This is a genomic window from Streptomyces sp. RG80 (assembly GCF_040446465.1).
In the GTDB taxonomy this organism is placed as follows: Bacteria; Actinomycetota; Actinomycetes; order Streptomycetales; family Streptomycetaceae; genus Streptomyces.
In genome coordinates this window covers 31770-52431 of sequence record NZ_JBEAAJ010000008.1, presented here as the reverse complement: position 1 = coordinate 52431, position 20662 = coordinate 31770, and the positions used below count along the sequence as shown (strand labels likewise).

The window sequence follows — 20662 nt, the reverse complement described above, 5'->3', positions numbered from 1 at the left end:
TCATGAGCGGGGATTCCGTCATCAGGGCGTACCGCAGACGGGGGCCGGCCTGGAGGCCGCTCGGCGCCGTCGCGATCCTGTTCGCGGCCGGCGTCGGGGAGGTGCTGCTCAACGGCGTGCCGTTCTGGCCCGCGGTGGCCCTGATCACGGTCCTGCTGATGGCCGACGGCTGGCTGGCGCTCGCCCTGCTACGGCCCCGCACGGTCGTACGGCCCACCGGGATCACCTCGCACGCCGTCCTGCGCAGGCGGACCTGGGCCTGGCACGACATCCGGGAGCTCCGCGTCGAGGACGCCCGGCAGGACTCCAGCATGCGGTTCGTCGCCTGCCTGTACGACACAGCGGGCCACCGGACCGTCCTGCCCTTCCTCAACGAGCGGTGCGTGCCGGACCTCCACGCCGAGGTCGAGTTCCTGCGCGGCCTGCTCGCGAGCGGGCGGGGGGTGGCGTAGATGGCGACCCTCGGGATCGAGCGGGAGTACCGGAAGCAGCGTCGGTTGCCGATGGCGTTCCTCCTCGCGATGGGCGCGATTCTGCTGAGCTCCGTCCTTCGGCTGTTCGACCGGGCGAGCGGCATTTCCCTCTGGGTACGCGTGGGCCTCGTGGTCTTCGGGGCCGTGAGCCTCGGCTGGGTCGTGCTGAGGCTGCGGCGCGCACGCACGGTGGTCACCGCCGACGGCATCACCGTGCGCGGTGCCCATCTCGAGCGGCACAGGGCCTGGCACGACATCTACGACCTGCGGGTCGAGGCTCTGCCCAGCAGCGCGCACTACCAGGGACCCAAGTACGCCACGTTTCTGTACGACACCGAAGGCCGCCGCATCCTCCTGCCGCACGTCGACGACCGGCAGCTGGAGGACCCGTGGACCGAGATCGCCGGACTGAAGGAGAGCGCCGCACGACACCGTGGCGCCGCGTGGGAACAGCGGCCGGCCGTGGAGGGGCTCATCCGGAAGCGGGCCACGCAGACCAAGGCCTGGGTTCGGGCGGCCACCGGTGCCGTCATCACCCTCATGTTCAGCTTCCTGACGTGGGTGGTGCTCGTGTTCACCTCGGACGAACCCTCGCAGCTCCTGTACTTCGTCTACGTCCCCCTCTCCGCCTTCGCCCTCCTCGCCGCCACCTTCCACTGGCGCGCCCGCCGACTTCCTTAAGCCCACGCTTATCGCCCTGCCAGCTCCGCCACAGCACCTCGTCACACCGTGTTCGGATGGCGGTTCAGATGGCGCGGAAGATTCTGCTGGCCGACGACGACGAGGCCGTGCGGGAGGGGCTCGGGCGGCTGTTGCGGTTCGAGGGGTACGAGATCCTGCTCGCCGGGGACGGTCGTACCGCCGTGGAACTCGTCGCGGACGGGCCGGATCTGGTGCTGATGGACGTCACCATGCCGCAGCTCGACGGGCTGGCCGCGACCCGGCGGATCCGGGCCTCCGGGGGCACGGTGCCGATTCTGATGATCACCGGCCGGGACGCGGTGGGCGACCGGATCGTCGCCCTCGACAACGGCGCCGACGACTATCTGACCAAGCCCTTCGAGGTCGAGGAACTGCTCGCCCGGGTGCGGGCCCTGCTGCGGCGCAGCCGGCGGCACCTCGTCCCGCCGCAGCCCGGGCCGGCCGAGCGGCTGTGCTTCCAGGACGTGGCGCTCGACCCGCGCAGCCGTACCGTCACCCGTGGCGGTGTCCCGCTGGAGCTCACCAGGACCGAGTACTGCCTGCTGGAGTACCTGATGCGGCATCCGGCGAAGGTGCTCAGCCGGTCGCAGATCCTGAAAGAGGTGTGGGGCTTCGACTTCGAGCCCGCCTCCAACACCCTCGACGTCTACGTCATGTATCTGCGCCGCAAGCTGGAGAGCCACGGCGGGCCGCGGCTCGTCCAGACCGTGCGGGGGCTGGGTTACACGCTCAGGAGTCCGGCGGGGTCCCCGGCCGGGCGGGTGTGAGCGGCCAGCCGCGCGTAGACGCCACCCCGCGCCACGAGTTCGGCGTGTGTGCCGGCCTCCACCAGGCGTCCGCCGTCCACGACGAGGACGCGGTCGGCGTCGGGGGCGAGGCTCAGATCGTGGGTGATCATGATCGTCGTACGGTCGGCCATCAGGCGGCGCAGCGGCCGGACGATCCGGTGAGCGGCCACCGCGTCGAGGCCGGTGGTGGGTTCGTCGAGGATCAGGACCGGTGCGGCGCGCAGCATCGCGCGGGCGATGGCGATCCGCTTGAGCTGGCCGCCGGAGAGGGCGGCGGTGCCGGGGGCGATGACGGTGTCGTAGCCCTCGGGGAGTTCGGCGACGAACTCGTGGGCCGCGGCCGCCCGCGCGGTTCGTTCGATGTCCGTGTCGGTCGCGCCGGGCCGGCCGCACTCGATGTTCTCGCGGATCGTGCCGTGCAGGACGAGCGTCTCCTGCGGGAGCAGGGCCACGTTCTGGCGCAGGAACTCCAGGGGTACGTCGGTCAGCGGGACGCCGTCCAGGCAGAGCACGCCGGTCCGGGGGTCGTAGAAGCGGAGCAGCATTTTGGCGAGGGTGGACTTGCCGGCGCCGCTCGGGCCGGTGACGACGACGAGTTCGCCGGGGGCGGCCTGGAAGGTGACGTCGGTCAGGGAGTCCCTGGTGGCGCCCGGGTAGCGGAAGCCGGCGCCGTGGACGCTGACCCAGCCGCGCACCGGCCATGCCCGGACGGGTTCCGCCGGGTCGGTGACGGCGGGTTCGGCGTCGAGGATCTCGTTGAGGCGCTGGGCGCCCGCGGTGGCGGCGGTGAGGGTGAGGCCGAGCTGTCCGAGGTTGCGGACGGGTGGGTAGAGGTAGCCGATGAACGCGGCGAAGGCGAGGAGTTGGCCGAGGGTCATGCGGTCGGCGGAGATCTCCCAGACGCCGAGTCCGATGACGGCGAGGACGCAGACCGTCTCGACGACCTCGACGAACTGCTCGTACATCTCGCTCAGCCGTGCCCCGCGCACGGAGGCCCGCAGCCAGGCGCGGGCCTCGCGGTCGAGCCGCTTCTCCTCGTCGGCGCGGCGGTTGTAGGCCTGGGTGAGCACGACGTTGCCGAGGGACTCCTCGACTACGGAGGTGATGGCGCCGTCGGCGACCCGCTCGTCCTGGGCGGCGCTCCTGATGCGGCCGGCGAAACGGCGGGCGGCCAGCAGGAACAGGGGTGCGAGGACGAAGGTGGCGAGGGCCAGGTCCCAGCGGAGGTAGAGGGCGGCGCAGGAGTAGAAGACGGCGGCGAAGGCGGCGGATACGGTGCCGACGACACCGGACACCACCATCTGCTCGATGGCCTCGACGTCACCGGTGAGCCGCTCGACGAGGTCGCCCTGGCGGTGCTTCTGGAAGAAGTGCGGGGGCAGGTCCTGGACGTGCCGGAACACCTTGGCCCGCAGATGCAGGACGAATCTCTCCGCGGTCCACGTGGCCAGCGAGTTGCCGAGGTAGCCGACCAGCGCGCCGAGCCCGGCGACGGCGAGCCAGGCGCCGGCCGGGCCCCAGAACGCCGACAGTGAACCGGCCTTCAGCGCGGTGTCGGTCAACTGCGCGAACAGCAGGATCGAGGCGGTCTCGGCGAGCGCGGACACCACCACGCACGCGACGATCGCCACCAGCCACTTGCGGTCACCGCGGGTCAGCGGCCAGAAGCGGCGGAAGGCCTCCCGGACTTCCCTCATGGTTGCTCCCTCGAATTACGGCGGACATGCCCGAGGCGGGGCCACCGGCTTTGGAAAACCAAGCCCTGTCGGTGGCCCCGCCTCGTGCATTCGGCGTCAGCAGCCCTTACGGGACACCGGACGGGCGGCCTTCTTCTGCTGAGGAGCCTTCTTCTTCGGCGCCGGAGCCGCGGGCTTGGTGTTCTTCTTGGCGACGGGGGCAATCTTGTGGAAGCTCATTGTTTTCTCCTTTGTGCCGTTCGGTTTCGACATGGAAAACGTTACGGGACCCCGAACGCAGAAAAGGCCAATTCTGCTTAGACCTCGATGAATTGCGGCTGAGACCAATTTTCAGGCATTACCCGGAACCAATCCGCACCTCACACAGGTTTTAATACGCGAAAAGGCGGCCGCGTCGGGTGACGCGGCCGCCTCTCGGTGAGGTGGGTGCTTACTTGACGATCGTGATCCGGTTCGCCGCCGGGGGCGCGATCGGGCTGGTGGCCGAGGAGTTGGCCAGCAGGTACTGCTCGAGCGCCGCCAGGTCGTCGGTGCCGACGAGGTCGTTGGTGCCCAGGCCCAGCGTGGTGATGCCGTCGCCACCGCCCGCGAGGAAGCTGTTCGTCGCGACACGGTAGGTGGCCGCCGGGTCGATCGCCGCGCCGTTGAGCTTGACGGAGTCGACGACGATCCGGTCGGCGCCCGTCTTGGTCAGGTCCAGCGTGTACGTCAGACCCGAGGACGGCTGAAGGATCTTCGGCGAGGCCGCGTTGGAGCCGCTGACCTGCTCCTTGAGGACCTGGATCAGCTGGGCGCCGGTGAAGTCCTGGAGGTTCACGGTGTTGGAGAACGGCTGCACGGTGAAGCCCTCGGCGTAGGTGACGACACCGTCGCCTTCCGTACCCTTCTGCGCGTACGTCAGGCCCGCTCGCACACCGCCCGGGTTCATCAGCGCGAGGTCGGTCTCCGGGTCGAGCTGCTTGCCGTAGGCGAGCTGCGCGTCGGCGATCAGGTCACCCATCGGGGACTCGGTGCCGGTGCTCGGGATGTCGGCGGAGATGTAGCCGATCGCGCGGTTGCCGATGGGCGCCGCGAGGGTGTTCCACTTGCTGATCAGCTCGGTCATGTCCGTCGCCTTGGCGACGGTCCGGGTGACCACGTGGTTCGCCGACTTCACGGCCGTACGGGCGATGTCACCCGTCCACCGGTCGTACGTCAGCGTGGTGTCCGTGTAGAGCCGGCCGAAGGACGCGGCCGAGGTGACCGTGCGCGGGTTGCCCGCCGGGTCGTTGATGGTGCAGGCGTAGGCGGCGTGGGTGTGACCCGTCACCAGCGCGTCGACCTGCGGGGTGATGTTCTTGGCGATGTCCACGATCGGGCCGGAGATACCGTCGCCCGCGCCCGGGGAGTCGCAGTTGTAGTTGTACGACCCGGAGGCCGGCGCCCCGCCCTCGTGGATGAGGGCCACGATCGACTTGACGCCCTGGCGCTGGAGCTCCTTGGCGTACTTGTTGATCGTCTCGACCTCGTCCTTGAACTTCAGGCCCTTGACGCCCTCGGCGGAGACGACACCCGGGGTGTCCTCCAGGGTCACGCCGATGAAGCCGACCTTGACGTCCTTCTTCTTCCACACCCAGTACGGCTTGAGGATGGGCTTGCCGGTCTTCTCGTTCAGGACGTTCGCCGCGAGGTACGGGAAGTCCGCCCCTTCGAACTCCTCGTCCGTGTAGCAGCCGGCGGTCGGGTGGCAGCCGCCCTTCTGGAGGCGGGCCAGCTCCCGGGCGCCCTCGTCGAACTCGTGGTTGCCGACGGAGGTGACGTCCAGCTCAAGGCCGTTGAGCGCCTCGATGGTCGGCTCGTCGTGGAAAAGTCCCGAAATGAGCGGAGACGCACCGACCATGTCACCACCGGCCGCGGTGATGGAGTACTTGTTGCCCGCACGCGCCTCCCGCAGGTGCGTGGCGAGGTACTCGACACCACCGGCGTCGATCGTCTTGGTCGTGCCGTCCGCCTGGAGCTCGGTGACGCGGCCGGAGGAACCGGACGGCGGCTCCAGGTTGCCGTGCAGGTCGTTGAAGGACAGCAACTGCACGTCCTGGTAGCGACTGGGCCCGTGATGACGCGACTTGTCCGTTTCGCCCGCGGCGGCCGACGAAGGCAGCGCGGCGGCGAGGGCACCGACGGTCGCGAGACCGGCGGCCGCGGCAAGGAGACGGACGTTCCGTCTGCGGCGGTGGTGCGGCTGGGATATGGCTGGCATGCGCCCCCCTGTGGGATGTCTGAAACACGTGGGCCCCGTCCGGCGCAGCCTAGAGTCAACGCGCGTAGCGCGACAGGGGTTTCATGGTTACATCCTGGTTTCCCTTTGCCCCTCCCTTTGCCGCCACTTTGCGGGCGCTCCCCCGTACCCTCGTACGCATGACCAGCGACGACACCGCACGGCGTGGCACCTCCCGCTCGATCGACACCTACTCGGCGCTCTCCCCGGACCGCACCGAAGCCGTGCTGGCGCTCCTCGCGGAGGCCGCGCGCAACGACGGTCAGCAGGCGGTGTCGGAGCAGGGTCGGCTCCAGTTGCGCGGCGGCGCGCGCGAGGGCGTGTCCCATCTGCTGCTGAACGTCGACGACGAACTCGTCGGCTACGCCCAGCTGGAGGACACCGACCCGGTGGAGGCACCGGCCGCCGAACTGGTCGTGCACCCCGCGCACCGCGGCCACGGCCACGGCCGGGCGCTGGGCTCCGCCCTCCTCGCCGCCTCCGGCAAGCGGCTGCGGGTGTGGGCCCACGGCGGCCACTCGGCGGCCCGGCATCTCGCCCAGGTCCTGGGACTGACGCTGTTCCGTGAGCTGCGCCAGATGCGGCGGTCGTTGACCGACCTCGAACTGCCCGACCCGGTGCTCCCGGACGGCGTGACCGTACGTGCCTTCGTCCCCGGCGAGGACGACGCGGCCTGGCTCGCGGTCAACGCCGCCGCCTTCGCCCACCACCCCGAGCAGGGCTCCCTCGTCCAGCGCGACCTCGACGCCCGCATGGGCGAGGCCTGGTTCGACCCGGCCGGCTTCTTCCTCGCCTTCCGCGGCGCCGAACTGATCGGCTTCCACTGGACCAAGGTGCACGCGGCGGAGCAGCTGGGCGAGGTGTACGTCCTGGGCGTACGGCCCGGTGCGCAGGGCGGGGGCCTCGGCAAGTCCCTCACCACGATCGGGCTGCGGCACCTCGCGGGGCAGGGGCTGCCGACGGCGATGCTGTACGTCGACGCCGACAACAAGGCGGCGGTGTCGGTGTACGAGCGACTGGGGTTCGTCACCCACGAGACGGACCTGATGTACCGGACGGAGACGTGACGCTGACGCCGGCTTGAGCGGGGAGGGCGGCTTGAGGTGGGGTGGGTTCGATGGCGGCCCACACCGACGGCACCCTCCCTGGGGGCTGCCGCCCCCAGACCCCCGCTTCGGCCCTGAACGGGCCTCGTCCTCAAACGCCGGACGGGCTGAGTGCCTGACCTGCGCCGAGGGGCTACCCCCCACGTGGGGCCCGGGACCACTCGACCCCGCCACTGGACGCCGGACAGGCCCACATGACCTGCCCGGCCTCGAGAGAGCGACCCAGGCCTCACACCCCCGACGCCCCCGACGCCCTCATCGACCGCGCCCGGCGTCCCGACCGTTCCGGTCCGCACGCCGCCCACACCAGCGCCGCCGCCACCAGCACCCAGGCCCACCGGTCATGGGACGCCGCCCAGCGATCGTCGTCCGGTGCCACGAACATCGCCCAGCGCCCCGGCAGCAGCAGCGGTGCCGCGACCGCCGTGGTGAGTACCGCCGCGGCGACCGCCTGGCCCGGTTCCGGGGCCTGGGAGAAGCGGACGGCGAGGGCGGCCACCGCCAGCGCGAGGGTGACGGCGCCGGCCGCCTCCAGGGTGAGGGGGCCCACGGGTGGGCGTATCTCCTCCGGCACGAGCAGTACCGCAGCGGTCCACGCCAGCGCCGCGAACGGGGCGACCAGCACCGCCCGCAGCGCCTGCCGGACCGGACGCCGGGTCGGCACCGCCGCGGTGGTGTGCCGGGCCGGGTCGTCCAGGAGGAACGCCAGGCCCAGCGCCAGGGCGAGGGCCGCGGCCCGCAACAGGTTGAGGGCCAGCCACGGGTCGGCGTCCACGAGCCACCGCGCCATCCCCGCGAGCAGCAGCCCCACACCCCCGGCGGCCCCCAACGCCCGCCACGGCAGCGTCCGCAGCACGGGCATCAGCAACGCCCGCCCCACCGCGGCCCCCCGCCCCACCCCCGCCCGCCGAGACACCCGGCCACCCCCGTCACCGCACACATCCGCCCCCGTCATCCCCAACTCCCTCGCCCTCGCCGCACCCGCACCCGCACCCGCACCCGCACCACGGATCCCGCCACCCGACACCTCACCGAACCGCCCCGAGCCCACCGGCCCAGCCCGGCCACGGACCCATCACCGTCCACACCCGCCCTCTCACCCCCGACTCCCTCGCCGCGCCGAGCCCCAGCCGCCAAAGGCCTGAGACCCGGCACGCCACCGAACCGTCCCCGCTCACTCGCAGGAGTCCGCCGGAACCTTCGTGTTCACCCCGAGCAGCTGTGCCGCCCGTGCGGTCGTCACCTTCGGCGAGGTCAGTTCCGTCCAGTGGGACTTCACCTTGGGCTCGATCTCGCTCCGGGGCCGCTCCAGCAGCTCGCGTACGACCGTTGTCTGGCCCTCCGTCATCGACAGCGGGTTCGTGGGCGACAGCACGATCGCCGAGCCCGTCACGCTGTCGTCGAGACGGACGTGCCTGAGCTGGGTGATCGGGTCGGACTCCCAGGCCAGCGCGAGCCACATGACGGTGACCATGCGGCCGTCGCACAACTCGCCGGCCGCGTTCTCGTCGCCCGCGACCAGCACCCCGGCGACCGCGGCCGAGAACTCGGGGACCCGGTTGCCGCCCCAGGCCGTACCGACCGTCACCTGGCCGGCGGCCTTGGACGGAGGGATCGCGGCGTCGGCGCTGAGGCCGTACGTGGCGTCTATCCGCTGGCGCACCAGGAGCCGCTGGTCGTGTGCCGTGCCGCCGGCCAGGGACCGCACCTGGTCCGCGACCGAGGCCCAGTCCGCGGTCCGGCCCCGCCACTCGGGGAAGGCGCAGTACCGCGACCCGTTCCGCTCCACGCAGGTCTGCACTTGCTCGGGGTGGAAGGTGGCCCGCTCGCGCGCGGCCGTCGTTCCCGCGGAGACCTCCTGGCCCTGTGCGACCCCGCCCAGGACCGTCAGCGCCACCGCTCCGGCGAACAGGGTCCGTACGGTCCACGCGCGGCTTCCGCCCATGAGGATCGCGAGCAGCGCCAGGCTCAGTCCCAGTCCGGCGAGGTAGAGCGCGTGCCAGGCGGCGGGGCGGCCGATCAGGTCGGAGGGCAGGATGTTGGCGCTGCCCTCGGTCACCGACGGGGACAGCCAGCGCGTCCAGCCGGCGCTCGCCGCCGCCCCCGCCACGAACAGGAAGAGGAAGACCACGATCAGCAGCGGCGCCGCGAAGACCGACGCCACCAGTCGGGCCAGCAGCACGCCGACCGCCCCGAACAGCAGCACGGTCAGCGGCCCCACCAGCAGCTCACCGGGCGAACCGTGCCCGAGCGCGGTGGACTTGAGCGCGGCCGTGCCGAACTGGACCGCCACGCACACCGTGGTGAGCAGCACGGCCGGGACGATGGAGAGCACATGCGCGGCGGTCCGCCGGCCCGTCCCCATGACCAGCACCCCGAAGTGCCCTTCCGTGCCGCGTCGGCGGGATCTCAGCACCGCCTGGTTCACGGCCAGCAGCACCGCGAGCCCGACGAACAGCGGGCCGGACTGGGTGGCGCGGTCGGCGTCCTGGAGGGCCGGGTAGCCGTCCGCGTAGTCCTGGCCGCGCCAGACGATCCACGCGATGTACACCAGGAAGCCGACGATCACCGGGACGCTCGTCAGCAGTCTGCGCGCCTCGAAGGCGGCGAGCGCGAACACGGCCGACCACGACTCGCGCGGCTGGGTCCGCTCGGCGGTCGGGGCCGCCGTCATCGTCATCGTGCCGCTCATGCCGCCACCTCCGCGCCCGCGCCGTCGAGGGTGAGCAGGTAGCCGTCCTCCAGCGTGGGTTCGACGAGTTCGGCTCCGGCCGGCGGGTCCCCCACGTTCCGGAAGGAGCCCGTGCCGGTGCGCCACCCCGCCTTCGCGCCCGGATCGCGTTCCGTACTGCTCCACACCCGTCCGGCGGCCCGCGCCGTGAGCTCGGCCGGGGTGCCGTCGAAGCGCACCCGGCCGCCGGCCATCACCACCACCCGGTGACAGAGCATCGCCACGTCCTCCGTCTGGTGGGTGGAGAGCAGGACCGTCCGTCCCTCGCCCGCCCGGGCGATCAACTCGCGGAACCGCATGCGCTGTTCGGGGTCCAGGCCGACCGTCGGCTCGTCCAGGACCAGGAATCCCGGGTCGCCGACCAGCGATGCGGCCAGCGCGACCCGCTGCCGCATGCCGCCGGAGAGCTTCTTGATCCGCTTGCCGCGGACGTCTCCCAGATCGACCTCGTCGAGGACCCGGCGCACCTCGCGGTGGCGGGCGGCCCGGTCGGTGAGCTCCTTCAGGATCGCCACGTAGTCGACGAACTCGAAGGCCGTGAAGTCCGGGTGGAAACCGGGGGTCTGGGGCAGATAGCCGAGCCGGCGCCGCACGTCCTGCCGGCCGCGGGTGGTGCCCGGGTCGTGCCCGAGCACGGTGAAGGCGCCCCGGTCGGCGGGGACGGCGGTGGCCAGGACCCGCAACAGGGTGGTCTTTCCGGCCCCGTTGGGACCGAGCAGCCCGGTGACGCCTCGTGTCAGCCGCAGCGACACGTCGTCCAGGGCGCGGGTGCCGCCGTAGTGGAGGCTGAGCCCCGAGGCGGAGACGGTGGGTGTCATACGGCACTCCTGTAGGAGACGTCGAAACGGTCACGGGCGAGGAAGAGCAGGCCGACCGCGAGTGCGGCGACCGCGGCGGCGGCGCCCTGGCCGACCGCGGTGAACGGCGCGAGCGGTCCGTCGCCGCTCGCGTCGGCGACGACCAGCAGCGCGACCCACACGCCGCCGACGAGGGACGGTGCGAGGACCGGGCCCAGTCGGGGGGTGAGCGCGAGGCCGGTCGCGGTGAGGGCGAGCGCGGGCAGCAGCCAGGCCAGGGCCCGCAGGCCGTAGCCCGGGAGCGCCAGCGTCGCCAGGCCGTTGAGGCCGAGGACGGTGCTGAGCACGGTGACCGTACGGATCATCAGCAGCCGGAACCCGTGCACCGGGCTGACCACCGCCATCTCGTAGGTCGGGTCCAGCGCGGGTCCGTACGCCAGCGCCACGCCGGCCAGCGGCAGCAGCGGGGCGAGGGCGAGGAACAGGGTCGGCGAGTCCGCCGTGTACACCGCCCCGACCGTGGTGATCAGCACGAACACCACCGCCGCCAGCCATGAGCGGCGCAGCACCGGGGTGGCCGCGAGCAGCCGCGCGGTGTGGTCGGCGATCCCGAGCCGCACCAGCAGACCCTCGAACAAGCCGCGCTCGGGGACATCGAGTTCGGCGTCGAGCCGGTCCCAGCCGGCGTCCAGGGCGACCGGGTCGCTGACGGAGGCCAGCACCTCCCGGCAGTGCGCACAGGAGCCGAGGTGCGTGTCGGCGGACCAGAGCACCGGGGGCGTCAACTCGCCCTGTGCGTAGGCCCGTAGATCTTCTTCGGCCACATGCCAGGTCATGCCGCCACCTCCCGCGTCCGCTCGCGGCCCCGGAGGCCCTGATCGCTTTTGTGCACGCTCATGCCAGCGCCTCCCTCAGTTGCTTGCGGGCCCGCATCGCCCGCGTCTTGACCGTCCCCGGCGGGATGCCCAGGACGACGGCCGCCTCGCGGGTGGTCAGCCCGTCGATGACCGTCGCCTGGAGGACCGCCCGGAGCTCGGGTGAGAGCCGGACCAGGGCGCCCGCGAGGTCTCCGTGCTCAACCCCCGCGAGCACGCGTTCCTCCGCGGACGCCTCGTCCCGGTGCCGCAGCCGGGCCAGTGCCTGCCGCAGCCTTCCCCGCGCCCCGTCGCCGCGCAGCGCGTCGACCAGCCGCCGGGAGCCGATGCGCCACAGCCAGCCGGCCACGTCGCCGTCCTCGCGATAGCGGGCCTTGCCCCGCCAGATCGCGAGGAAGGTCTCCTGCACGACGTCGTCGACGACGCCCGCGTCGGCGCACCGGCCGCGCAGCCTGGCCGTCAGCCACGGCGCGAACCGCCGGTACAGCTCCTCGAAGGCGCGCCGGTCCCCGTCCGCCGCGGCCCGCAGCAGCTCCCCGTCGCTTCTCGTCTCGCTCACATCACCCTCATCGCACGAGCCCCGCCGATCGGTTCACGGGACGGCGCATGACTTTCCGCGGCACCCTCCGCCTGACCTCCGCCTGACTTTCCGCTTGACTTTGCCACCCGCCTTCCACCACCCTTTCACTACTCAATTAGTGAAAGGGTGGTGCACGGGTGGTCGAGTACCGCATCGACCGGCACTCCGGGGTCGCCACGTACGTCCAGATCGTCCAGCAGACCAAGCAGGCCCTCCGACTGGGCCACCTGGAGCCGGGCGACAAGCTCCCCACGGCGCGCGAGGTAGTGGAGGCCACCGCCATCAACCCCAACACCGTTCTGAAGGCCTACCGCGAGCTGGAGCGCGAGGGGCTCGTCGAGGCCCGGCGCGGTCTCGGCACCTTCGTGCGCCGCGGCCTCGGCGCCGCCCCCGCCGACTCGCCCCTCCACTCCGAGCTCGACGGATGGACGCAACGAGCCCGGGCGGCCGGCCTCGACCGGGACGACGTGGCCGCGCTCTTCACCGCCGTACTCGACAAGCACTTCCTGGACAGGAACGGCCAGGACCAGCACAGCCAGGGGGACCCCTCATGACCGACTCCGCCCTCGAGGCAGCCGCGCTGGGCAAGCGCTTCGGCCGGCTCAGGCGGCCCGCCGGGTGGGCCCTGCGCGACTGCACCTTCACGCTGCCCACCGGCCGCGTCTGTGCCGTCGTCGGCCCGAACGGCGCGGGCAAGTCCACCCTGCTCGCCCTCGCCGCCGGCCTGCTGGCCCCGACCGAGGGCACGCTGTCCGTCCTCGGCGGCCCCGCGGGCGAGGCACGCGCACGCGTGGGCTTCGTCGCCCAGGACAAGCCGCTCTACCCCCAGCTCAGCGTCGCCGAGACGCTCCGCATGGGCGCCGACCTGAACCCGGGGCACTGGGACGCGCGCGCCGCCGAGCGGATCGTGGCGGGCGGCGACCTCGACCTCAAGGCCCGGATCCGCGCCCTGTCCGGCGGGCAGCGCACGCGCGTGGCGCTCGCCCTCGCGCTCGGCAAGCGGCCCGAACTGCTGCTCCTGGACGAGCCGATGGCCGACCTGGACCCGCTGGCCCGGCACGAGCTGATGGGTGTGCTGATGTCCCAGGCGGCCCAGCACGGCACCACGATCGTCATGTCCTCGCATGTCGTCGCCGAGCTGGAGGACTCCTGCGACCACCTCCTGCTGATCGGCGGCGGCCGGGTCCGTCTCGACGGCGAGATCGACGAACTGCTGGAGACGCACGCGCGCGTGTCGGCCTCCGCGGACACCGTCCTCGCCCCGCACACGGTCGTCGAGTCCCGCACCACGGGCCGCCAGCTCTCCGCCCTGATCCGCCCGACCGCCCCGCTGCCCGCCGACTGGCGCACGAGCACGCCCTCCCTGGAGGAGCTGGTCCTGTCCTACCTGCGCAACCCCGGGGCAGCCGGAAAGACGGCCGTGTCGGGAGCCGAGGAGGTCTCCGCGTGAGCACCCTCACCGCGCCCCACCTGAGCCGGTGGCTGATACGGCTGCACCGCTCGGCCCTCTTCGTCTGGACCGTCGTCCTCCTCGGACTCGGCGGCGCGCTGCTGTGTCTGTGGGGCCCTCTGGCCGACGCCTCCGCCGAGGCCTGGCAGCAGTACGACGCCTGCACGTCCACCGGCCCCTGTCTGTACGACCAGGCCGCGATCATCCGCTACAAGGACATCTACGACTACGCGACCATCGCGGTCCTGGCCGTCCCCTTCCTCGTCGCCGCCTGGGCGGGAGCCGCCCTCACCGGCCGTGAACTGGAGCAGCGCACCGCACAGTTGGCGTGGACCCAGGGCCTGACCCCGACCCGCTGGCTGCTGTCGAAGCTCACCCTCCCGACCGCCCTGGTCACCGCCGGCACCGGCCTCCTGGTGCTCCTTCACCACGGGATGTGGTGGGCGTCCGAGGGCCGGATCGGCAGCGCCAAGTCCTGGTACGACCCGCCCACCTTCTACGCCGGCGGCCCGATCACCGTCGCCCTCGCCCTGGCGGGCCTGTTCGCCGGCGCCTTCGCGGGCGTGCTGCTGCGCCGCTCGCTGGCCGCGCTGGGCGCCGCCGTCCTCGCCGTGGGCGCGCTGTGGGCCGGGGTCCACCAGGCCCTGCCGTATCTGTGGTCCTCGGTGACCACCGTGTCGAGCCTCGCGAACGACCCGCCCGTGGGCAACGGCGTGGACGTGTCGACAGGCCTGCTCACCGCCGACGGTGAACGTCTCGCCGACCCGTTCTGCGGCAGCGCGGTCAGCCCGCAGTGCGAGCGGCTCTACGACCGTCTCGGCGCCGTCAGCTGGTACCACGAGTACCACCCGCTCTCGCACTACTGGCCGCTCCAGCTGACCGCCTCGGCGATCGTGCTCGCCGTCGCCGCCCTGCTCGCCCTGGCCGCGTTCCGTGTGACTGCCGTACGCACGAGGGCCGTCTCATGATCCGGGGCGTGCTGCGGCTGCACCGCGCGGCACTGATCGTGTGGACCGTGTTCGTACTGGGCTCGGTGGCCTGCCTGGTGTGGCTGACCGAGGTCACCGCCGACGACGTTCACACGACGCTGGCCGCCTGCCGTGACACCCCCTCGGACCGCTGCGGCCTGTGGGCCTCGCAGGACTACAGCGGTCCGATGGGCTGGCTCAGCACCTTCATGTACTACGGCTTCTGGGCCGTCGCCGCCTGGTCGGCCGGCGCGCTGATCGGCCGTGAACTGGAGTCCGGCACCGCGCGGTTGGCGTGGACGCAGGACGTCTCGCCGCTGCGCTGGCTGGCCGCCAAGCTCGCCGTCCCGGCCGTGGTGCTCGTGGTGGGCGGCGCGCTCTTCGTCCCCGTCTTCCGCTGGGCCTGGTCGGCGCACCGCGATCTGATGGGCGACGACTGGGGATTCGCCGACGTGTTCGCCGCGCGCGGTCCTCTCGTCGTGGCCTACGGCCTGTGCGCCCTCGCGGTCGGCACGCTCACCGCGCTCGTCGTACGCCGCTCGCTGCCCGCGACGGGCATCGCGGTCGCCGTGATGATCGTGCTCAACCGGTACGTGGAGAAGCACCGCGACGGGTTCTGGCCCGCGGACGTCAGCGACGGACGCGAACTCCCCCGGACCGTGTGGCAGTTGGGGGACGGCTCCTACCACCCCCAGTCCCACTTCTGGCCGCTGCACCTCGTCGAGACCGGCATCGTCCTCGCCGTCGCGGCACTCGCCACCGTCGCCGCGTTCCTCCTGCTCAGACACCGCACCCGCCCCGCTCGTACGCCCCGCCAGGAGTCCACCGCATGACCGCATCCGTCGCCGCGGCGCCACCGCGTCCCCCGGCCACCGTCCGCACGGTGCTGCGCCTGCACCGCGCCGCCCTGATCGTCTGGGTGCTGCTGGCCGTGGCCGCCGCGCTGGCCCTGCTGTGGGCGTACGGCCCCGGTGCGACCTCCGCCGAGACCGCGTGGCGGCGCAACTGCCCCGTCGGCAACGACTGCATGTGGGACACCACCCTCAACGGCTACTACCGCACCGTCATGCTCGCGAGGTGGGCGATCGTCTTCACCCCGTACCTGGTCGCCGCCTGGGCCGGTGCCGCCGTCGGCCGCGAACTGGAGTCCGGCACCGCGCGCCTCGCGTGGACCCAGGGCGTGACGCCGACGCGCTGGCTGGTGGCCAAGCTCACCGTGCCCGCGGCCCTGCTCACCGTCGGCTCGACCGTACTGGTCCTGCTGCACCGCACGGTCTTCAGCGCGAACGAGTTCCCGCTGGACTGGGCGTGGTACGAGGACTACGCCTTCACCGCGAACGGCACGCTCGGCATCGCGCTGCCCCTCCTCGCGCTCGCCCTGGGCACCCTCGCGGGCCTGCTCCTGCGCCGGGCCCTGCCGGCCCTCGCCGTGGGACTGCTGGTCACCGTGGTCGTGGAGTACGCCGCCGACACCGTCACGCCCCACCTGTGGCCCTGGAAGACCGTCGTCAACGGGCTGCAATCGGGCCCCGGGACCCCGTCGAACATCATGTGGGGCGATCAGGGCGCGCTGACCGCCACCGGCGAGCGCATCCCGATCCCGGACTGCGAGGACAGCATGAAGTGCTTCGCGGACCACGGCGTGACCGGCTACTACCTCGACTACCACCCCGCCTCCCACTTCTGGCCCCTCCAGCTCATCGAGACCGGCCTCGTCCTCACGGTCGCGGCGGTGGCCGTGGGTGCCGCGTTCTGGCTGCTGCGCCGGGGAACGAGGGCCGCCGTATGAGCGTCCTCTCCGGCACGGCGGCGGCGCCCGCCGCCCGAGGTGTGCTGCGCCCGCACCGCGCCGCCCTGATCCTGTGGCTCACGGCCCTGGCCGCCGCCACGGCGTATCTGATACGGCTGCACGCCCTCGCGGACGAGGCGCGCGCGGGCGTCAGCGCGTGTGCCGTACCGGCTCACGACGGCCTGCCGCTGTGTTCCACCGTCCGGGCGATCACCGCCGACGACACGTACCGCGACGGGATCGCCCTGGTCAGCGGCTCCCTCTCCGTCCTCATGTTCCCCGTGGCGCTCTGGGCCGGCGCCGTCATCGGCCGCGAACTGGAGAACCGCACCGCCCTGCTGGCCTGGACCCAGGGCGTGACGCCGACGCGCTGGCTGGCCGCCAAGCTCACCGTCCCGGCGGCGCTGCTCACCGCGGGGACGGGCTCGGTCGTCGTACTGAACATCTGGGCCGGCACCGACGGCGATCCGAACCTCGTCGGCGACTGGTACTACCAGGACACGTTCATCGCCACCGGCCCCGTCGCCGTCGCGTACGCCCTCGCGGGCCTCGCCCTCGGCGCGCTCGCCGGGCTGCTGACCGGACGCACCCTGGCCGGCGCGGGGGTCGCCTTCGCGGCCTGTCTGGTCCTGTACAACCTGCTGGACTTCTTCCGCGCGAACCTGTGGCCCACGGTCACCCGCGTCGGCGTCTCCGAGTGGCCCCGCTCCTACTTCCAGGTCGGCTGGTCGCCGGACGAGACCCGTCTGACGTACCACCCCCGGTCGCACTTCCGGCCCCTCCAGTACGTCGAGTCCGGCCTCCTCCTCACCGTCGCCGCGGCCGCGACCACCGCCGCCTTCCTGCTGCTGCGCCGCCGCACGGCGTAGGGGGATCCAGGGTTTCCGGACCGTACGTCCTCCCACGGGGGTGGGGGACGTGCGGTCCGGACTCGTATCCGAGGGGTGGACGCCCGGGATCCGCCCCCCGGTGTCCCACACGCCATGTCTCCGTAACCAATGGTTCAGACAGACTTGCGACGCTCGGCGAATGAAGCCCGCCGTGCCAGAGCCTTCGCCGCCCCCCGAGGGGTCCGCGCGGAACGGAAGTGCCGCCGCGCTCCCGCTCGCGCTGTCCGACGCGCCTGTCTCGGCCATGGCGCGGAAGAATGGGTCCATGAGCCAGCCCAACGCCCAGGCAGCACAGGTCCAGCACGCGCAGCCCTCCGTGGGCTCCATAGCCGCGCACCGCCCGCACACCGTGGCGGCGGTGGTCTCGGACCTGGAACCCGACATCGACGCCGACCTCGACGCGTACGAGGAGTCGCCCTTCGACGGGCCCGACCTCCCGCAGGGTCGTTTCCTCGACCGGGAGCGCAGCTGGCTCGCGTTCAACGAGCGCGTCCTGGAGCTCGCCGAGGACCCGAACACCCCGCTCCTCGAACGGGCGAACTTCCTCGCGATCTTCGCCAGCAACCTGGACGAGTTCTTCATGGTCCGGGCGGCCGGCCTCAAGCGCCGTATCGCCACCGGTGTCGCCACCCGCTCCGCCTCCGGCCTCCAGCCCCGCGAGGTGCTGGAGATGATCTGGGCCCGCTCCCGCGAGCTGATGGCCCGGCACGCCGCCTGCTACCACGAGGACGTCGCCCCCGCGCTCGCGGAGGAGGACATCCACCTGGTCCGCTGGAACGAACTCCAGGAGAAGGAGCAGGCCCGCCTCTTCACCCTGTTCCGGCACCAGATCTTCCCGGTCCTGACCCCGCTGGCGGTCGACCCCGCGCACCCCTTCCCGTACATCTCGGGTCTCTCGCTGAACCTCGCGGTCGTCGTACGGAACCCCGTCACCGGCCACCGCCACTTCGCCCGCGTCAAGGTCCCGCCGCTGCTGTCCCGCTTCCTGGAGAGCTCCCCCGGCCGCTACGTCCCCATCGAGGACGTCATCGCCGCCCATCTGGAGGAGCTGTTCCCGGGCATGGAGGTGCTGGAGCACCACGCCTTCCGCCTGACCCGGAACGAGGACCTGGAGGTCGAGGAGGACGACGCCGAGAACCTGCTCCAGGCCCTGGAGAAGGAGCTCATGCGGCGCCGCTTCGGGCCGCCGGTGCGCCTGGAGGTGGAGGAGTCCATCGACCGCGAGGTCCTGGACCTCCTTGTCCGCGAGCTGAAGATCTCCGAGGCGGAGGTCTACCCGCTGCCGGGCCCCCTGGACCTCACGGGCCTCTTCCGCATCGCCTCGCTCGACCGCCCCGAGCTCAAGTACAAGAAGTTCATCGCCGGCGTCCACCGCGACCTGGCCGAGGTCGAGTCGGCGTCCGCGCCGGACATCTTCGCCGCCCTGCGCGCCCGTGACGTCCTGCTGCACCACCCGTACGACAGCTTCTCCACGTCCGTGCAGGCCTTCCTCCAGCAGGCGGCCGACGACCCGGACGTCCTCGCCATCAAGCAGACCCTGTACCGGACCTCGGGCGACTCCCCGATAGTCGACGCCCTCATCGACGCCGCCGAGGCCGGCAAGCAGGTCCTCGTCCTGGTCGAGATCAAGGCCCGCTTCGACGAGCACGCCAACATCAAGTGGGCGCGCAAGCTGGAGGAGGCGGGCTGCCATGTCGTCTACGGCCTGGTCGGCCTGAAGACCCACTGCAAGCTGTCCCTGGTGGTCCGCCAGGAGGGCGAGACGCTACGGCGCTACAGCCACGTCGGCACCGGCAACTACCACCCCAAGACGGCCCGGCTCTACGAGGACCTCGGCCTGCTGACGGCCGACCCGCAGGTCGGGGCGGACCTCTCGGACCTCTTCAACCGCCTGTCCGGCTACTCCCGCCGCGAGACCTACCGCCGGCTGCTGGTGGCCCCCAAGTCCCTCAGGGACGGCCTGATCTCACGGGTCAACAAGGAAGTCCAGCACCACCGGGCCGGCCGCCCCGCGTTCATCCGCATCAAGGTCAACTCGATGGTCGACGAGGCGCTCATCGACTCGCTCTACCGCGCCTCCCAGGCCGGCGTCCCGGTCGACGTGTGGGTCCGCGGCATCTGCGCGATCCGCCCCGGCGTCCCGGGCCTGTCGGAGAACATCCGGGTCCGCTCGATCCTCGGCCGCTTCCTGGAGCACTCCCGGGTCTTCGGCTTCGGCAACGGCGGTGAACCCGAGGTGTGGATCGGCAGCGCCGACATGATGCACCGCAACCTCGACCGCCGTATCGAGGCACTGGTCAGGGTGACCGACCCGGCCCACCGCGCGGCCCTCAACCGCCTTCTGGAGACGGGCATGTCCGACGCCACCGCCTCCTGGCACCTGGGCCCGGACGGCGAGTGGGAGCGGCACTCCACCGACGCGGACGGCCAGCCCCTGCGCAACGTCCAGGAGATGCTCATAGACGCCCGGAGGCGCCGGCGTGGCACAGCAACACCTTGACCCGACGGAACCCGTGGCCGGTCACGTCGGGCCCCTGACGGGGGAAGCCCTAGCGGGCTACCTCCGGGCCCAGGCCACGGAGTTCCTCCGCGCCCTGCGGCTGCACCGCGAAGGCGGTACGGCCGCGGCGAACGGCGCGGAGGCCCCCGTCGACGCGGCGCGGGCCCTGCGCCGCTCGGCCCGCCGGATCAGCGGCAGTCTGCACACCTTCCGGCCGCTGCTCGACGCGGACTGGTCGGAGCGGATGCGGCCCGAACTGGCGTGGGTGTCGGGCATGTTGGCGTCGGAGCACGCCTGCGAGGCGCGGCTGGAGCGGCTGCTGCTGGCGCTGCACCGGCTGTCCGGGGCGACGGTGGTGCCCGCCCAGACGGTCGCCCCCGCCAAGGTCGCCGCGGCGGCCCCGGCCGCTCCGGTCGCCGCCCCCGACCGCGGCAACCTCACCGTCGGCGCGGCCAAGGCGGGCGCCCTGCTGGACCGTCAGCTCACCCTGGCCCGCACCCGGGCGCACAGCACCGCCCTGCAGTCCCTCGGCTCCTCCCGCTTCCACGCGGTCGCCGACAACATCGCCGTACTCGCCAGCGAGGTCCCCCTCGTACCGACGGCCGCCACCGCGGACCTGCGCCCCCTCGCCCGGGCCGCCGAGGACCGCCTCAAGGACGCCGTCACCGCCCTCCCCCTGATCACCGCGGGCCACCCCTACAACGCGGAGGCCCTCGTCCACGGCCTCTCCCCGGACCCGGCCCCGCACCCCCAGGACGCCCCCTGGCACCAGGTCCGCCTGCTGCTGCGCCTGCACCGGTACGCGCACGAGGTCCTGCGCGGCGACGCCGCCGAGGTACGGCTGCTCGCGGCGGGCGAGGCGCTCGACCGGCACCGGGACGCCTCGGAGGCCGCCTCGGCCGCGGCGCAGGCGGCCCGCACGCCCCGGATCGCGCCGGCGACCGCGTACGCCCTCGGTGTGCTCCACGCCGACCAGCGCCACGAGGTGGAGGCGGCCAGATTCGCCTTCCAGCGTTCGTGGCAGATGGCAACCGTCAGCACCTCGTAGCCGACCCGGAG

General features: G+C 72.3%; 20 protein-coding genes. 12 read left to right on the top strand and 8 right to left on the bottom strand.

Going from position 1 to position 20662, the window contains the following annotated elements; translation table 11 throughout:
* Window positions 1-2: 2 nt before the first annotated feature.
* From ABKA17_RS27035 to ABKA17_RS27025, 3 genes are read left to right on the top strand one after another with little or no spacing between them, the layout of a single operon-like run.
* Window positions 3-452: a PH domain-containing protein gene (locus ABKA17_RS27035; protein WP_353694853.1), complete on the top strand. Its 450-nt coding sequence runs from the start codon at window positions 3-5 to the stop codon at window positions 450-452.
* A complete protein-coding gene (locus tag ABKA17_RS27030) occupies window positions 453-1154 on the top strand; it encodes a PH domain-containing protein (protein WP_353694852.1) in 702 nt (233 codons plus the stop codon).
* A gap of 56 nt (window positions 1155-1210) precedes the next feature.
* Complete coding sequence (locus ABKA17_RS27025) at window positions 1211-1942, top strand: response regulator transcription factor (protein ID WP_353694851.1); 732 nt, start codon at window positions 1211-1213, stop codon at window positions 1940-1942.
* Here ABKA17_RS27025 and ABKA17_RS27020 read toward each other — a convergent pair.
* The 3 genes from ABKA17_RS27020 to ABKA17_RS27010 form a co-directional block, all read right to left on the bottom strand.
* Entirely contained in the window at window positions 1897-3660 is a 1764-nt protein-coding gene (locus ABKA17_RS27020; RefSeq protein ID WP_353694850.1) for an ABC transporter ATP-binding protein, read from the bottom strand. The two genes, ABKA17_RS27025 and ABKA17_RS27020, sit on opposite strands and share 46 nt — an antisense overlap.
* A gap of 96 nt (window positions 3661-3756) precedes the next feature.
* On the bottom strand, window positions 3757-3879 hold the full coding sequence (locus ABKA17_RS27015) for a hypothetical protein (RefSeq protein WP_353694849.1): 123 nt from the start codon (window positions 3877-3879) through the stop codon (window positions 3757-3759).
* A 211-nt stretch (window positions 3880-4090) separates the two neighbouring features.
* Window positions 4091-5899, bottom strand: a complete 1809-nt coding sequence (locus ABKA17_RS27010) for a bifunctional metallophosphatase/5'-nucleotidase (protein ID WP_353694848.1) — start codon at window positions 5897-5899, stop codon at window positions 4091-4093.
* 158 nt (window positions 5900-6057) lie between these two features.
* Between ABKA17_RS27010 and mshD the strand changes: the two genes are divergently transcribed.
* Window positions 6058-6984 carry a mycothiol synthase gene (gene mshD / locus ABKA17_RS27005; protein WP_353694847.1) on the top strand — a complete coding sequence of 309 codons (927 nt, stop codon included), beginning with the start codon at window positions 6058-6060 and terminating at the stop codon, window positions 6982-6984.
* A gap of 268 nt (window positions 6985-7252) precedes the next feature.
* Here the strand turns inward: mshD and ABKA17_RS27000 are convergent, their stop codons facing one another.
* The 5 genes from ABKA17_RS27000 to ABKA17_RS26980 all read right to left on the bottom strand — a co-directional run bounded on the left by ABKA17_RS27000 (window position 7253) and on the right by ABKA17_RS26980 (window position 11985).
* Window positions 7253-7885, bottom strand: coding sequence for an ABC transporter (locus ABKA17_RS27000; RefSeq protein ID WP_353695344.1), 633 nt, complete (start codon window positions 7883-7885; stop codon window positions 7253-7255).
* 312 nt (window positions 7886-8197) lie between these two features.
* A complete protein-coding gene (locus ABKA17_RS26995; protein ID WP_502994393.1) occupies window positions 8198-9715 on the bottom strand; it encodes an ABC transporter permease in 1518 nt (505 codons plus the stop codon).
* A complete protein-coding gene (locus ABKA17_RS26990; protein ID WP_353694846.1) occupies window positions 9712-10572 on the bottom strand; it encodes an ABC transporter ATP-binding protein in 861 nt (286 codons plus the stop codon). The genes ABKA17_RS26995 and ABKA17_RS26990 overlap by 4 nt, the downstream gene beginning before the upstream one ends.
* Entirely contained in the window at window positions 10569-11387 is an 819-nt protein-coding gene (locus tag ABKA17_RS26985; protein WP_353694845.1) for a cupin domain-containing protein, read from the bottom strand. Before ABKA17_RS26985 ends, ABKA17_RS26990 begins: the two co-directional genes overlap by 4 nt.
* 58 nt (window positions 11388-11445) lie before the next feature.
* Window positions 11446-11985: an RNA polymerase sigma factor gene (locus tag ABKA17_RS26980; RefSeq protein ID WP_266890534.1), complete on the bottom strand. Its 540-nt coding sequence runs from the start codon at window positions 11983-11985 to the stop codon at window positions 11446-11448.
* 158 nt (window positions 11986-12143) lie between these two features.
* On the opposite strand from ABKA17_RS26980, the gene ABKA17_RS26975 reads away from it, so the two are divergent.
* The 8 genes from ABKA17_RS26975 to ABKA17_RS26940 all read left to right on the top strand — a co-directional run bounded on the left by ABKA17_RS26975 (window position 12144) and on the right by ABKA17_RS26940 (window position 20651).
* The gene (locus ABKA17_RS26975; protein ID WP_353694844.1) at window positions 12144-12560 is read left to right on the top strand and encodes a GntR family transcriptional regulator; all 417 of its coding nucleotides are present in this window, start codon (window positions 12144-12146) and stop codon (window positions 12558-12560) included.
* Window positions 12557-13456 carry an ABC transporter ATP-binding protein gene (locus ABKA17_RS26970; RefSeq protein WP_353694843.1) on the top strand — a complete coding sequence of 300 codons (900 nt, stop codon included), beginning with the start codon at window positions 12557-12559 and terminating at the stop codon, window positions 13454-13456. The genes ABKA17_RS26975 and ABKA17_RS26970 overlap by 4 nt, the downstream gene beginning before the upstream one ends.
* Window positions 13453-14424, top strand: coding sequence for an ABC-2 membrane transporter-related protein (locus ABKA17_RS26965; RefSeq protein ID WP_353694842.1), 972 nt, complete (start codon window positions 13453-13455; stop codon window positions 14422-14424). The genes ABKA17_RS26970 and ABKA17_RS26965 overlap by 4 nt, the downstream gene beginning before the upstream one ends.
* Window positions 14421-15257, top strand: coding sequence for an ABC-2 membrane transporter-related protein (locus ABKA17_RS26960; RefSeq protein WP_353694841.1), 837 nt, complete (start codon window positions 14421-14423; stop codon window positions 15255-15257). Before ABKA17_RS26965 ends, ABKA17_RS26960 begins: the two co-directional genes overlap by 4 nt.
* Window positions 15254-16213 carry an ABC-2 membrane transporter-related protein gene (locus tag ABKA17_RS26955; protein ID WP_353694840.1) on the top strand — a complete coding sequence of 320 codons (960 nt, stop codon included), beginning with the start codon at window positions 15254-15256 and terminating at the stop codon, window positions 16211-16213. Before ABKA17_RS26960 ends, ABKA17_RS26955 begins: the two co-directional genes overlap by 4 nt.
* The gene (locus ABKA17_RS26950; protein WP_353694839.1) at window positions 16210-17082 is read left to right on the top strand and encodes an ABC-2 membrane transporter-related protein; all 873 of its coding nucleotides are present in this window, start codon (window positions 16210-16212) and stop codon (window positions 17080-17082) included. The genes ABKA17_RS26955 and ABKA17_RS26950 overlap by 4 nt, the downstream gene beginning before the upstream one ends.
* A gap of 160 nt (window positions 17083-17242) precedes the next feature.
* A complete protein-coding gene (locus ABKA17_RS26945) occupies window positions 17243-19603 on the top strand; it encodes an RNA degradosome polyphosphate kinase (RefSeq protein ID WP_502994392.1) in 2361 nt (786 codons plus the stop codon).
* Window positions 19584-20651 carry a CHAD domain-containing protein gene (locus ABKA17_RS26940; protein WP_353694837.1) on the top strand — a complete coding sequence of 356 codons (1068 nt, stop codon included), beginning with the start codon at window positions 19584-19586 and terminating at the stop codon, window positions 20649-20651. The genes ABKA17_RS26945 and ABKA17_RS26940 overlap by 20 nt, the downstream gene beginning before the upstream one ends.
* The last annotated feature ends 11 nt before the right edge of the window (window positions 20652-20662 follow it).

Excerpts from the sequence above, each read along its gene's own strand:
- ABKA17_RS27015 (WP_353694849.1), bottom strand. The coding sequence starts at position 3,879 with ATGAGCTTCCACAAGATTGCCCCCGTCGCCAAGAAGAACACCAAGCCC.
- ABKA17_RS27025 (WP_353694851.1), top strand. The coding sequence starts at position 1,211 with ATGGCGGTTCAGATGGCGCGGAAGATTCTGCTGGCCGACGACGACGAG.
- ABKA17_RS26950 (WP_353694839.1), top strand. The coding sequence starts at position 16,210 with ATGAGCGTCCTCTCCGGCACGGCGGCGGCGCCCGCCGCCCGAGGTGTG.
- ABKA17_RS26960 (WP_353694841.1), top strand. The coding sequence starts at position 14,421 with ATGATCCGGGGCGTGCTGCGGCTGCACCGCGCGGCACTGATCGTGTGG.
- ABKA17_RS27020 (WP_353694850.1), bottom strand. The coding sequence starts at position 3,660 with ATGAGGGAAGTCCGGGAGGCCTTCCGCCGCTTCTGGCCGCTGACCCGC.
- ABKA17_RS27030 (WP_353694852.1), top strand. The coding sequence starts at position 453 with ATGGCGACCCTCGGGATCGAGCGGGAGTACCGGAAGCAGCGTCGGTTG.
- ABKA17_RS26985 (WP_353694845.1), bottom strand. The coding sequence starts at position 11,387 with ATGACCTGGCATGTGGCCGAAGAAGATCTACGGGCCTACGCACAGGGC.
- ABKA17_RS27010 (WP_353694848.1), bottom strand. The coding sequence starts at position 5,899 with ATGCCAGCCATATCCCAGCCGCACCACCGCCGCAGACGGAACGTCCGT.
- ABKA17_RS27035 (WP_353694853.1), top strand. The coding sequence starts at position 3 with ATGAGCGGGGATTCCGTCATCAGGGCGTACCGCAGACGGGGGCCGGCC.
- ABKA17_RS26955 (WP_353694840.1), top strand. The coding sequence starts at position 15,254 with ATGACCGCATCCGTCGCCGCGGCGCCACCGCGTCCCCCGGCCACCGTC.
- ABKA17_RS26990 (WP_353694846.1), bottom strand. The coding sequence starts at position 10,572 with ATGACACCCACCGTCTCCGCCTCGGGGCTCAGCCTCCACTACGGCGGC.
- mshD (WP_353694847.1), top strand. The coding sequence starts at position 6,058 with ATGACCAGCGACGACACCGCACGGCGTGGCACCTCCCGCTCGATCGAC.
- ABKA17_RS26995 (WP_502994393.1), bottom strand. The coding sequence starts at position 9,715 with ATGAGCGGCACGATGACGATGACGGCGGCCCCGACCGCCGAGCGGACC.
- ABKA17_RS26970 (WP_353694843.1), top strand. The coding sequence starts at position 12,557 with ATGACCGACTCCGCCCTCGAGGCAGCCGCGCTGGGCAAGCGCTTCGGC.
- ABKA17_RS26945 (WP_502994392.1), top strand. The coding sequence starts at position 17,243 with ATGAAGCCCGCCGTGCCAGAGCCTTCGCCGCCCCCCGAGGGGTCCGCG.
- ABKA17_RS27000 (WP_353695344.1), bottom strand. The coding sequence starts at position 7,885 with ATGCCCGTGCTGCGGACGCTGCCGTGGCGGGCGTTGGGGGCCGCCGGG.